Raw genomic sequence first — 12550 nt, forward strand, 5'->3', positions numbered from 1 at the left:
TCATCCACCACCGGCAACATCTCCTTAGGCATAGCCTTAGTCGCAGGCAAAAACCGGGTACCCAAACCCGCTGCTGGAATAACTGCTTTAGTAATCGGTACGGCGTTGCTCATGCAGGTCACCTTACCGTGTGTATGAGACCCATTTTGTTACATGTCGGCCGTGGCCAGTCGCTTCTGCACCGCCCGGGGGATGAATTCGGCGACGTCGCCGCCCAGGGTGTGGACCTCTTTGACCAGGGTGGATGAGAGGTGGGTGTAGCGTCCGTCAGCGGTGAGGAACACGGTCTCCAGCCCGGCCAGGTGCCGGTTCATAGTGGCCATGGAGGCTTCGTAGGACAGGTCGTGGGCTCCGCGCAGGCCCTTGACCACTGCGGAGGCGCCGACCTCCTTGCAGAACTCGGTAAGGAGCACGCCCGGCGGCAGGGGCTTCACAATGACTCCGCGCAGGTAGGAGAAGGTCTCCTGAGCCATCTCAATGCGGTCCTGAAGGCTGAACATGGGGGATTTGTGCATATTCGCGGAGACGGCCACCACCACCTCCTCAAACAGGTTGACCGCCCGGGCAATGATCTCCACATGCCCATTGTGCATGGGGTCGAAGGATCCTGGGCACACTGCTGACTGCATTCTCATCCCACCTGTGCTGGCGTCGGCGTACTGTGGTCACTGCCGATCTCTGCGGCGGTCTCCAGGACCCGGAGGAACCTGCCGAAGAGCAGGTCGCGGTCGAACTCCTGCTGGGCGAGTTGAAGGGCCGCGGCCGAGGCTGCGCTGGCCTCGATCTCTCCGCTGCTGGTCTTCTCCACCAGCTGTTCAGCGGCGGTGACCGGGTCGCGGGAGAGCTGCCAGCCGGCGCCGGCGGCGCTGAGCACATCGGGCAGCCAGCCGGCGTGGTTGAACAGCACCGGGCGGGCGGCGGCCAGGGCGTCGAAGACTTTGTTGAGCGAGTTGATCTCCAGGGCAGGGTTGTCCACCAGGGTGGAGACGGCAAAGTCGGCGGCCGGGAGCATCCGCTCGATCTCGGTGCGCGGGATCTTGCCGGGCAGGATCTCCAGCGGCACCAAGCCGTACTCGCGGGCGATCCGACGGCAGTTGGAGGTGTCCGCGCCCTCCCCATAGGCCACTACGCGGAATTTCTGGCCGTGGTCCTTGAGCTCACCGGCCAGTCGGATCAGCCAGGGCACGTCATAGGTGACTCCGAAGCTGCCGGCGTAGAAGAGCACGGTCTCATCCTCGGTCCAGCCGAGCTCGGCGCGGATCTGGCTGCGGTTCACCCGGCCGGGGGTGAAGTTCTCCACATCGGAGGCATTGGGCACCACAGTGGTCTGCGCCGCCGGCCAGACTCGCTTGATACCGGCCTCCATGCCTGGTGAGAGGGCGATAACGTGCTTTGCTGAGCGGTAGGCGAACTTCTCCAGGGCCTCGGCGGCCCGGATGGCCGGCCGGGACTTCAGGAAGCCCAGGGCCACTGGCGCCTCAGGCCAGAGATCGCGGACCTCGAAGACGAACGGGACGCGGCGGTATGTGGAGGCGATGATGCCTGGCACCGCAGTGGTCAGCGGTGTGGAGGAGGCGAAGACCACATCAGCGTCCACCTTGGCCGCCGCCCAGCTGGCCCGGGCCATGAAGAAGACGAAGGAGCGCACCCGCTGCTGGAACACCATGGCGTTCTCGTAGGGCACGGCCAGGCGCTGGACATCCACCCCTTCCATCTGGTGCTGGGCTGCCTCGCGCCCACCGCAGATCACGGTGACCTCGTGGCCGGCTGCAGCTAGTCGGCGTGCGAACTGCCAGGGGCGCTGCCAGCCGGGCTCCCAGGGGAAGTTGAAGTGCTGATGGATGTATACGACGCGCACCCGGCTAGTCTACGTGGCCGGTTCAGCCAACCACAGCTGGGTGGAGCCGTAGGTCTTGTGGTGAAAGAGGACGACGCCGCTGGGCCAGGTGGGTTCTGGGGAGCGGGCGTCCCGTTCCACCACCACTGTGGCGGCCTCATGCAGCTGGGGGGCCGCAGTGGTCAGGATTGTGGCCAATTCAGGCTCGGACAGCTCATAGGGCGGGTCGAGGAAGAGCAGTTCGATGGGCTCGCCGTTCCGGGCTCTGAGATAGCGCAGGGCCGCAGCCTTGTGGACGGCGACCTGAGCCGTGCCGCTGAACAGCGCGGCATTCTTGATCAGCGCACGGTAGGCGGGTTCGGCCAGGTCCACTGCCTCCAGGCTGGCCGCGCCGCGGCTGAGCGCCTCCAGGCCCAGCGCCCCGGAGCCGGCGAAGAGGTCCACCACCACCGCCCCCTCGATGGCGTTGTATCCCTCCAGCCGGGAGAACAGTGACTCTTTGACCCGGTCGCTGGTGGGCCGGGTGCGCGTCCCGGAGACTGCTGCTAGGCGGCGTCCCTTATGGGTTCCCGCGATGATCCGTGCCACCCGCCTACCCTATCCCTGGTGGATGTACTTCTCAGCCTCATCGTGCTCCAGCCGCCACTGCTCCACGGCCCGCCACAGCATGGGTGCGGTAGCCCATTCGGGGTCCCGGCGGGTCAATTCGCCGATGTGCTCGCCAGCGGCGGCGATGATCTCTGCATCGGTGACGATCCGCAGGCGGCGCAGCACAGAGGCACCGCCTGACTGTTCGGCCCCGAGCACATTGCCCTCCCGTCGCCGGGCAAGGTCCAGCTCTGCCAGGCGCAGCCCGTCGGTGTGCTTGGCTACCTCGTTGAGCCGCTGCAGGGAGGGGTGGCCTTCAGGCATGCGGGTCACCAGCAGGCAGAGGTTGTCCTGGGTGCTGCCGCGGCCGATCCGTCCGCGCAGCTGGTGCAGAGTGGAGACTCCGAAAGCATCAGCGTCCAGGACCACCATCAGGGTGGCGTTGGGCACATCGACTCCGACCTCGATCACGGTGGTGGCGATCAGCACCCGGATCTCACCGGACTCGAAGCCCTGCATGACCTCTCGGGCAGCCTCCGCGGGCATCTGACCGTGCAGGCTGCCGCAGCGCAGACGGCGCAGCTGGGGGTGCTCGGCAAACTTCTGCTCGATCCGCTCCACGGAGGCGTCGTTGGTGATGTGTTCCACGGCCTCCTTGCGGCTGAAGTCCACGTAGATGACCTCGCCCTCCGCAGCGGGTGCCGGAATCCTGACTGAGTCCTGGCCATCTTCGAAGCCGAAGCGTTCGGCCAGCTGACTCTGGATCTGGGCCTTGGTTCGCTCCAGAGCGCTGATCTTGGGGCAGACCACGTAGACCTGCCGGCCGGCCTCGGCCTCCTCGGCAATCTTCTCCCAGACTCGTTCCCGCCAGCTCTTGCGCAGCTCAGGCACCACCACAGTCTTGATCGGGCTGCGCCCGCCGGGCAGGCCGCGCAGTACGGTCAGCTCCAGATCGCCGAACAGGGTCATGGCCACAGAGCGCGGAATCGGAGTGGCTGACATCACCAGCATATGCGGGGCTGGCCTGCTGCGCTGGCGCAGGGCGTTGCGCTGGGCGACCCCGAAGCGGTGCTGCTCGTCGATCACCGTCAGGCCCAACTGGGCAAAATGCACCTTCTCCCCCAGCACGGCGTGCGTGCCGATCACCAAGTCGGTCCGCCCGGAGGCAATGTCCAGCAGCGCCTGCTTACGCTCAGCAGCGCTCATCGAGCCGGTGAGCAGGGTCATCCGGACGGAGTCATCGGCCAGGGCCCCGAGCATCCGGCGCAGTGACCGCTCATGCTGCAGGGCCAGCACTTCGGTGGGGGCCACCAGCGCTGCTTGTGCCCCGGCGTCGATGACCTGCAGCATCGCCCGCAGCGCCACCAGGGTCTTTCCGGAGCCCACCTCGCCCTGCAGCAGCCGGTTCATCGGGGTCTCCCGCTCTAGCTCTGCAGCCAGCAGCTGCCCGCATTCGCGCTGACCCTCGGTCAGCTGGAAGGGCAGCTGGGCATCGAGGGCCTCCAACCGTCCGCCCGCCTGCTGCGGGGCTGCGATCCCGGGCAGCTGGCCGGCCAGGCGGCGGCGGCGTTCCATCAGCCCCTGCAGCAGCAGTGCCTCCTCCATCCTGAAGCGGTACCAGGCGGCCTCCGGCTCGTCCATGGTGTCCGGACGGTGCATCATCCGGTAGGCCTCGGCCAGGCTGGGCAGCTGCTCAGCTTGGGCAATCTGCGGCGGGACTGCGTCCGGCCAGAGCGAAAGGTCGGTCTGATCCAGCACGGTGCGCACGCAGTCGCGGATCTGTCCGCTGGTCAGCATCGCACTGGCCGGGTAGACGGCGATGATCTTGTCCTGCTCCAACTCTGGGCCGGCAAGCTGGGAGCTGTCCGCCGGGCCGTCCTCCTGGCGGCCGAGCACCTCATACTTGGGGTTGGTCAGAGTCGGCCGGTTCTGGAAGAGCCGGACTTTGCCGTGAAACATGGCCAGGGTGCCGGTCCTCAGCTGCCTGGTGGCCTGGAATCCGCCGAAGAACCCCATGGTCATCTCCTGGCCGGTCTGGTCCGCCACGGCAACATCGACCACCTGGCCGCGGCGAGTCTGCAGGCGGCGGCTGCTGACCCGCTCGACTTTGGCGACGAAGGAGGCCAACTCGCCCTCGCGCAGGCCGGCGAAGCTGGAGAGTGCATTATGCGGCAGGTGCTCGCGGGGAAAGTGGTCGAGCAGGTCTTTGGCGGTGGTGTGCCCGAAGGCCTTGTGCAGGGCCTGCGCTGCCTGGGGTGCCAACAGCTGCGGCAAGGGGGTCTGCGGCTGCACCGGTTGGATCATGGCGCCCCTCTCAGCTGTGGGTGCCGTGTCCGGTCAGCGGTGTGCTGGTGCTGGACTCCAGGGAGCCGGCCTGCTGCACTGCGCTCAGCGTAGCCTCCGGAGCCGCGGTGTGCACGTGGATGCGCCAGCGCAGGGTGCCATCGGGAGCCGGGTCTGCGCCGATCGGGGTGATGATCACCGATTCGCCCAGTTCGTCGAGCCGGTGCCGCAGGGATGCTGCGCCCAGGGGATCCAGCCGGACAGTGCACATCAGTTCCACACCGCCCTTCAGCTCTGCCGCCTCATCAGGTGACGACGAGGCGGGGCGGGTCTCCTGCCCCTCCTGCCGCTCCCAGCCGGCCAGCCCGTCGAAGATGCTGTGGTCCACCTCGCTGCCGCGGACGGTGGCGGCCAGGGCGGCGAGCACCATGAGCAGGCCCAGCCCTCCAGAGTCCACCACCCCGGCACGGCTGAGCTCATCAAGCTGCCGCTCGGTGCGCACCACTGCGGCTCGAGCTGCCTGGACCACCGGAGCCATAGCGGCTTCCAGCACGGCGCGGGACTCCGGTTCCTCCGCGGCGGCCGCGCAGCGGGCAGCCTCATCCCGGGCGGCGTCGAGCACTGAGAGCATAGTGCCGTTCACCGGGTTGGACAGTGCTGACCAGCCGCGCAGACTGGCCCGCTGGAGTCCGCGGCTCAGCACGGTGACGGTGAGCCGGTCATGGCCCTGCAGGGGTTCAGCGAAACCGCTGATCAGAACGGCCAGCAGAGTTCCGGAGTTGCCGTAGGCCGAACCCATAGCCTGCTCCCCGGCGGCGGAGAGCAGCTTGCCCAAATCGTCTCCCGGAGCGTGGTCCAGGGCGGCCCGGCTGGAGCGGATGGTGGCCAGCATATTGGCTCCGGTGTCGGAGTCGGCCACTGGGTAGACGTTGATCCGGTCCAGGCGCGGCCGGTGGGTCTGCACGGTATCCTCGGCCAGGGCGAACCAACGCCGCGCGGCGGCAGCTCCCCTGACTTTGCCTCTGCTGGTCCCGGCGGTGCGCACAGGTGTCGCACTCCTCTCGGCCGCGTTGCCGCGGCCTTCACGCCTAAAGGTGCCCACGCCAGAAGCTTAGTTGATCAGTCGGAGTTGTCCTCTTCCTCATCCTCGGTGAGGTAATCATCCAAGGTGCCCTCGCGCATGGCCTGGGAGATCCGCTGCTGCTCCTCGATGTTCTGGTGCCAGATCCACTGCCCGTCGGAGGACCATCCGGACCCACCGTTGGGCAGGGTGGTGAAGATGATGTTGTCCAGCGCACCGCGGCCCTCCCAGGCCAGAGTGCCGGCGCGGGTGGAGGTCAGGTCCGGATCGGTGATCAGATGCTCGGCGAAGGTGGCCACCATCTGGTTGGTGCGTACTGGGTTGGCCAAGGTGGAGGGTGTGGCCGCCTGCTGGATGACCGCCCGGATGAAGGCCTGCTGATTGCGGATCCGCTGCAGGTCACCATCGGGGAAGCTCCTGCGATGGCGCACAAAGCTCAGTGCCTGGTCGGAATCCATGTACTGGGTGCCGGGGTTGAAGGTGTACCCCTCGTTGGTGGTGAAGGACTGTGAGTAGCTGGAGTTGACCCGTACCCCGTCCAGAGCGTCCACTAACCCCACAAAGCCGAGCATGTCGATGGCAGCCACGTGGTCGATCCGCACGTCCAGCAGCTGCTCCACGGTGGCCGCGGTCAGCCAGTGCCCGTTTTCGCCGCCCAGGGCCAGGCCCGCGTTCACCTTGTGCCAGCCGCGTCCGCCGGGGATCTCCACCCACAGGTCACGTGGGATGGAGATCACCTGAACAGAGTCGCGGTCCTCGGGGATGTGCACCAGCATTAGGGTGTCGCTGCGCCCGCCGCCGGGCACCCGGGGCAGGTCCTCGTCATCACCTGAGCCGCCGTTGGCATCGGTGCCCAGCAGCAGCACATTGGTGGCCTCAGTGGGTTCGGGCCGTTCCTCCTCCGGCGGGAAGATCTCCTGGGCCTCTTCCTCGCTGAGCTCCGGGAAATGGCTGACGTTGCTGCTGTAGGAGCGGTGCAGGCTGAACAGATAGGCACCGGCGGCAACCAGGGCCAGAACCACCAGGGTGGCTACTGACCCCAGCACCCAGCGGGCACCCTTGTTCTTCTTCCGGCGTGGCGGCTCCTCGTCGTCGTGGACGAAGAACTGCTCGGTGGAACCGACAGCAGTCATCGGTGTTCTCCTCGTGATGCAAGTGGCGCGGTTAGCGCACAGTGAAAGATTCCTACAGAATATGTCACGTGCCTGAAATCCCCGCCCATCCCGCAGCGACACACCGGTGGACTGCGGTTCTGGCCCTGCCTGCGGCTGCCCTGGGGCTGAGCTCCTGCGCCGCAACAGCTGATGTGGAAGCCGCCCCCCAGGCGCATCATCCGGACTGTGCGCAGGTGATGCTGACTCTGCCCGAGCAGGTCGGGGAGTTCGAACAGCGCCCCACCACCTCTCAGGCCACCTCTGCCTGGGGGGATCCCTCGGCCGTGATACTGCGCTGTGGGGTGGAGCCGCTCATGGCGCCCACTCGGCTGCCCTGTGTGGCACCTTCCGGGGTGGACTGGGTCTGGGTGGAACATGAGGAGCACACTCAGCTGATCAGCTACGGGCGCGAGCCTGCGGTGGAGCTGCTGATTGAGGATGAGCACGTCAGCGAGTCCACCATGATGGATGTGCAGGTAGCCCTCTCCACTCCGGTCAGTGCCATCGAGCAGACCCGCGAATGCCTGGCCATGGAACAGGCCCTGGAGCAGGTGGACTAACCGCCCCTGTACGCTGCGAGCGAAACACTGCAGGCGTGAAGGTCGGTACACTTCAACCGGCCGAGAGGCGAGCGGAATCTTCCCGCCACCGGGACAGACTCAGAACAGGGCAGAGGCCAGTTTCTTCCGGGCGGCGGCGACCCTCGGGTCGGTATCGCCGACAATGCTGAACAGCTCCACCAGGTGTTTGCGCGCGGTCTCGCGGTCATCGCCGAAGTGCGTCTGGATATAGCGGATCAGCCGGTTGAAGGCATCCTCCACGTGGCCGCCGAGCACATCCACATCGGCCACATCGGTCTGGGCCCGCACGTCCTCAGGGTTCTCTGCGGCCCGCTGCCGGACAGCAGCCAGGTCTGCTCCCTGGGTGCGCTTCATCAGCTGCACCTGGGCGATGCCCAGTTTGGCCTCAGCATCTCCCGGGTTCTCCTTGACCGCCTGCTCGAAAGCGGTGAGGGCGGCGTCGTAGTCACCTTCTTCCAGGGCACGGTGGGCCTTCTGGTGCAGCGGGGGCAGCTCAGGCTCGGTCTCGGCGTCGTCGTCCTCACCTGCTGTGCGGCTCAGGGGTTTGACCGTGCCGGTGATCCCGTTCTGGGTGGCCAGCTGCAGGATCTGGGTGACCACTTGGGGCAGCTGGTCGGCCGGGGCGGTGGAATCGAACTCGGCGATGGGCTGGCCCGAGAGGAATGCGGTGACCACCGGCAGCTTGCCAGCCTGCTGGGCGAGCTCAGGACTGGCCGCAGCATCGATGGTGGCCAGCACGATCCGCCCCCGCTGAGCATCCACCGCGTGCTGCAGGGAGCTGAGGAACTGCTGGGAGACCGCATCCTGGCCGTGGATCAGCACCAGGGCTGGGACCTGGGCGGAGAGCTGCACGATCTGCTGCAGCTGCTGCGGGGCCACGGCTGCAGTCCAGGAGTCCTGCCCTCCGCCCGGGGAACTGGAGGAGGCAGGCTGCTGGCCGCTGCTCCCGGCCAGGGCAGAGAGGTCTACTGCACCGTGAGCGTTGACAGTACGGTGTTGGGCTGAAGGATTCTCACTCATCAGCCACCATCCTAGTAGTCGTCGAACCAGTCTGGGGTATCGATATTGGCGTCGGCGATCAGGTTGTCCACTCCGATCAGTACGATCTCTTCCTCAGAGTCAGCCGGCGGGATCTGGATGACCACGAATTCGCGGGAGGTGATCTGCGTGTCGAAGGTGGTCCAGTCGGTGCCGACCATCTCGATGACCAGGTCGTGGTCTAAGAAGATGGTATCGCCGTCGCTGATCGGGGACATCTCCATGGTCATGTCGAAGGAGCCGGCCAGCACCAGGGTGCCGTCGGGCAGCTCGATGGCAGAGAGATCCTCATAGTCCACAGCCGGGTTGGGGAAGTTGATCTCAGTATCCTCAGCTGCCTCGCTGAGCTCCTCGTGGTATTCGTGCAGAGCCTCAATGTAGAGGCTCTCGGCCACCTGGTCGCCAAAGTCGTGGCCATCGTCCACGAACCAACGTGACATGCTGCGCAGCACCCGGGCCGGGGAGTCCTCATCCTCGGCGTCGCCCGGATCAGCTACGGTGATGCCGCCCTGCTCTGCGGAGAAGGTGGGAAACTCGGTGCCCGGAGCCATCATGGTGGAGTGGACGAGCTTGTAGTTCTCCCGGGCAGTGGTCTGCTCCAGGAACAGGATCTGCAGCGACTCGGACTCGGGCTCCTCCACGATCACCATGGCCTGGCGGGGGAACTCCGGGTCGCCGGAGACGACTGCGGAGAGCACCTCAGTGCCGATGGGATGGGGCAGAGCGATCTCGGCCAGGTCATGGTTGCGGTAGGCCAGCTCTCGGTACTCCAGAGCCTCACCTGCCACCCGGTCCTCGAGCAGCTCCACGTCCTGCTCCTCATCGCCGGCGGCTACCGTCTCAGCAACATCCTCCAGGATCCGATCCAGCTGAGAGCTCAACAGCACGGAGTAGCCCTCGGAGGGGATCTCCTCAGCCTCCACCTCTGCTTCAGCCTCGGTCTCTTCCTCCAGCTCCTCGGGATCGGGCTGATCGGGGGCATCCTCCTCCTGATCAGGATCCTCGGTGCCCTCGGGCTCCTCGTCCCGGCCGGTCTCCTCCTGCTCCTCCGCAGAGTCTTCGTCCTCGGCCTCCTCCGTCTGGCCGTTCTCGGACTGGTCCTCCTCATCGGCGTATGCGGGGCCGCTCAGGCCCAGGCCGGCAGCCAGGGCCACCAGCATGGCCAGCACTGCGGTAAAGGGTGACTTGCCGCGTCCGAGCCGGTCGCGCAGGCCCTGAGCCCAGCCGGAGAGCTTCTCGGTGCGCCCCTCATCGGCAGCGGATGAGGCCGGCGGATCCTGGTCCTCATCGTCATTCTCGTCCCGGTCCTCTGTCTCAGCCTCCTGAGCGTCGGGTGCCTCTGCGGCCTCCTCCGCCTGGGCGGCGTCGTCGTTCTCCTCGGTGTAAGCCGGCACGGCCTCGGTGGGCTGGTCGTTCTGCTCAGGGTCTTCCGGCTCCTCATCCTCGACTGCCGGGATCTTCCCGGTCTCCACACTAGGGATGACCCAGGCGGGTGCCGACGCCGGAGCCTCGGCGGCAGTCTCCTCCGCCTCGGCTTCCTCAGCAGTCTCGGCGCCGGTCGCGGTCTCCTCTCGGTTCAATCGGCCATCTTCCTCTTCTGCTGAGGCCGCGTCCTGGTCCTCTGGTGCAGAGTTCGCAGAGGATTCGGTGGTCTTCTCAGCGGGTGCAACAGCGGCTGCGTTCTCGGCCTTGCGGCGCTTCCGGCGTGGAGTGCCCACCGCCCAGTAGAAGAGCACCAGGGAGAGCAGCACCAGCAGGGCCCCACCGATGATCATCCAGACCCCGCCGTCATTGCCAAAGGTGACCGTCTCGGTGGTGGTGATCGAGTTGGGCGCGGACTCGAGGTCCTCGCGGTAGATCAGCAGAGCCCAGTCGCCGGCCTCATCCGGGGTGTCCCATCGGTAGGGCATCTCACCCTCAGCGTTCTCTACACTGACCCAGAGATCGGAGCCGGTGGGGTTTGGCACATCGGTCTCGCCGTCGATGAACTCAGCGGTGATGTGGGAGGGCTGCTCAGGGTCCTCCGAGGCCTCGAACCCGGTGATCCGGTTATGGGCGGCGTCGTCGAGCCATGCCTCGATGTCATAGGTGCGGCCCACCGCGATCAGGTACTCCCCTTCAGCCTCGATGGTGAACTCATCGCGGCCGTCCGCGGCGTCGATCACATCATCGGTGATGACGGTGAAGGGTGCGTCCTCGGCGCCCTCGGTCTCGACGGTGTTCGTCTCCTCGGTCTCGGCGGTCAGCCGGTCGATGCCGAAGCCGACCAGCGCCAGTCCGGCGAGGAACGCAATGATGGCAGAAAGAATTCGCACTGGGGTGTAGTCCTTATATGTGGCGTTGCGGGCACTGATTCGGCCCGCGTGGGAATGTCCAGCGCTCTAGCTTACAGATGATAACGATATGGTTACAATTCAGGATTCTCCCAGCCAGGGGCGGCGCTGCGCACCTGGGAGAATAGGAGGGTGGGAAAAGGCAGAGGACGACGCCGCGGCACCTCCAAATGGCAGCAGGAGCACCGCCCGCTGAGCACCGGTTTCCTGGCACCGGGCGGGCTCTCCGCCGGACGGGTCCAGCGCCGCGACGGCGAGTACCATGTGCGGCATATCTCAGGTGCGGCAGCGGCCAAGGACTACAGCTGCCCGGGGTGCGGGCTGACCATCGGCGCCGGGACCGATCATGTGGTGGCCTGGCGGGCTGACTCCATACTGGGTGACGAATATGCGGCCTCGGAGCGCCGGCACTGGCACACCCACTGCTGGCGGATTGGCTAAGATCGATCACTGTGCGACTTGTCATTGCCACCTGCTCCGTGACCTACTCAGGACGTCTGAACGCCCATCTTGCCCAGGCCAAGCGCCTGCTGATGATCAAGGCCGACGGTGCAGTGCTGGTGCATTCCGACGGAGGCTCCTACAAACCTCTGAACTGGATGTCCCCGCCAGCCTCAATGCGCATCTCGGAGCCGGATGGTCAGCAGCGCGATGCCGGGATCGCCGAAGTCTGGACGGTCTCGGCGGAGAAGTCCGACGACGAGCTGAAGATCCTCATCTCCGAGCTGCATCACGATTCCTCCCACCAGCTGGGCTCTGATCCGGGGCTGGTGAAGGACGGCGTCGAGGCCGACCTGCAGCGGCTGCTCGCGGAGCAGATCGAGCGGCTTGGGGAAGGCCATACCCTCATCCGCCGGGAGCACGCGACCCCGATCGGCCCGGTGGACATCCTGGCCAAGGGGCCCGCCGGTACGGTGGCCGTGGAGCTGAAGCGCCGTGGGGACATCGACGGCGTTGAGCAGCTGACCCGATACCTCGACCTGCTCAACCGTGACCCCCTGCTTGCTCCGGTCACGGGGGTCTTCGCCGCTCAGCAGATCAAACCCCAGGCGCGCACCCTGGCTGAGGACCGGGGAATCCGCTGCGTAGTGCTGGACTACGAGAACATGAAAGGCGAAGAGTCCGGCGCTCCGCGGCTGTTCTGAACTGGTGGCGTGCCTGACGGCAGGCCCCAAGTCCCTAAATGCCCGGCCGATGTTTCAGACATCGCCTAAAATTCGCCGTATTTGAAACAACGGCTGGGTAAACAGCACAGACCTACTGGGGCCCTGACGCAGTGCCAGGGCCTCAGACTCAAGTGAGAGACATCAGCTGCGAGTCACACGAGACAGCGACAGGTGTGAAGGCCAGCGCCACTGCAGCCGGTCAAGCTGCGGCGCGCCGCCAGGACTAGCTCTGGATGTCGGCCTCGTCAGCCACGATGGTCACCTTGTCATCATCCACGGAGAAGAACCCGCCCTTGACATGAGCCCTGACGGGGCCGCCCGCCACCGGTTCGATGGTCAGCTCCCCCTCCGCCAGCAGCGCCAGCACCGGAGTGTGGCCGGGAAGAATCCCTATATCACCGTCCACGGTGCGGCCGGTGAGCGCCTTGGCTTCCCCGGACCACACCGCGTGGTCTACGGCGACAACCTGTACGTCGAGTGCAGCCATGG

Annotated in this window: 12 protein-coding genes and 1 pseudogene; 3 read left to right on the forward strand and 10 right to left on the reverse strand. The window is 66.2% G+C overall.

All coding sequences use genetic code 11. The annotated features are described in order from the left end of the window. The 7 genes and pseudogenes from F0311_RS01235 to F0311_RS01265 form a co-directional block, all read right to left on the reverse strand. A pseudogene (locus tag F0311_RS01235) lies at positions 1-113 on the reverse strand (UTP--glucose-1-phosphate uridylyltransferase); the annotation flags it as partial. 36 nt (positions 114-149) lie between these two features. After that, positions 150-629, reverse strand: coding sequence for a pantetheine-phosphate adenylyltransferase (coaD, locus tag F0311_RS01240; protein WP_150460153.1), 480 nt, complete (start codon positions 627-629; stop codon positions 150-152). A gap of 2 nt (positions 630-631) precedes the next feature. Next, complete coding sequence (locus tag F0311_RS01245) at positions 632-1858, reverse strand: glycosyltransferase family 4 protein (protein WP_150460154.1); 1227 nt, start codon at positions 1856-1858, stop codon at positions 632-634. A gap of 9 nt (positions 1859-1867) precedes the next feature. Further along, a complete protein-coding gene (gene rsmD / locus F0311_RS01250; protein WP_150460155.1) occupies positions 1868-2425 on the reverse strand; it encodes a 16S rRNA (guanine(966)-N(2))-methyltransferase RsmD in 558 nt (185 codons plus the stop codon). Between the two features lie 9 nt (positions 2426-2434). Then, on the reverse strand, positions 2435-4729 hold the full coding sequence (locus tag F0311_RS17875; RefSeq protein ID WP_191089675.1) for an ATP-dependent DNA helicase RecG: 2295 nt from the start codon (positions 4727-4729) through the stop codon (positions 2435-2437). 10 nt (positions 4730-4739) lie between these two features. Further along, positions 4740-5810: a DAK2 domain-containing protein gene (locus tag F0311_RS01260; RefSeq protein ID WP_150460156.1), complete on the reverse strand. Its 1071-nt coding sequence runs from the start codon at positions 5808-5810 to the stop codon at positions 4740-4742. Positions 5811-5827: 17 nt separating this feature from the next. Beyond that, the gene (locus F0311_RS01265) at positions 5828-6922 is read right to left on the reverse strand and encodes an LCP family protein (protein ID WP_150460157.1); all 1095 of its coding nucleotides are present in this window, start codon (positions 6920-6922) and stop codon (positions 5828-5830) included. 68 nt (positions 6923-6990) lie between these two features. On the opposite strand from F0311_RS01265, the gene F0311_RS01270 reads away from it, so the two are divergent. Continuing rightward, positions 6991-7503, forward strand: a complete 513-nt coding sequence (locus F0311_RS01270; protein ID WP_223881055.1) for a DUF3515 family protein — start codon at positions 6991-6993, stop codon at positions 7501-7503. Between the two features lie 99 nt (positions 7504-7602). On the opposite strand, the gene F0311_RS01275 is transcribed toward F0311_RS01270, so the two are convergent. Together F0311_RS01275 and F0311_RS01280 are read right to left on the reverse strand one after the other, a co-directional pair. After that, positions 7603-8544, reverse strand: a complete 942-nt coding sequence (locus F0311_RS01275) for a co-chaperone YbbN (RefSeq protein WP_150460158.1) — start codon at positions 8542-8544, stop codon at positions 7603-7605. Between the two features lie 11 nt (positions 8545-8555). Next, a complete protein-coding gene (locus tag F0311_RS01280; protein ID WP_150460159.1) occupies positions 8556-10877 on the reverse strand; it encodes a hypothetical protein in 2322 nt (773 codons plus the stop codon). A 150-nt stretch (positions 10878-11027) separates the two neighbouring features. Here F0311_RS01280 and F0311_RS01285 point away from each other — a divergent pair, with 150 nt between their 5' ends. Together F0311_RS01285 and nucS are read left to right on the forward strand one after the other, a co-directional pair. Continuing rightward, a complete protein-coding gene (locus F0311_RS01285) occupies positions 11028-11336 on the forward strand; it encodes a hypothetical protein (RefSeq protein WP_223881056.1) in 309 nt (102 codons plus the stop codon). Positions 11337-11347: 11 nt separating this feature from the next. Further along, positions 11348-12040 carry an endonuclease NucS gene (nucS, locus tag F0311_RS01290; RefSeq protein WP_150460160.1) on the forward strand — a complete coding sequence of 231 codons (693 nt, stop codon included), beginning with the start codon at positions 11348-11350 and terminating at the stop codon, positions 12038-12040. Positions 12041-12284: 244 nt separating this feature from the next. On the opposite strand, the gene F0311_RS01295 is transcribed toward nucS, so the two are convergent. Then, complete coding sequence (locus F0311_RS01295; RefSeq protein WP_150460161.1) at positions 12285-12548, reverse strand: F0F1 ATP synthase subunit epsilon; 264 nt, start codon at positions 12546-12548, stop codon at positions 12285-12287. Positions 12549-12550 lie beyond the last annotated feature (2 nt).

Source organism: Nesterenkonia ebinurensis, from assembly GCF_008711175.1.
Taxonomy (GTDB): domain Bacteria; phylum Actinomycetota; class Actinomycetes; order Actinomycetales; family Micrococcaceae; genus Nesterenkonia; species Nesterenkonia ebinurensis.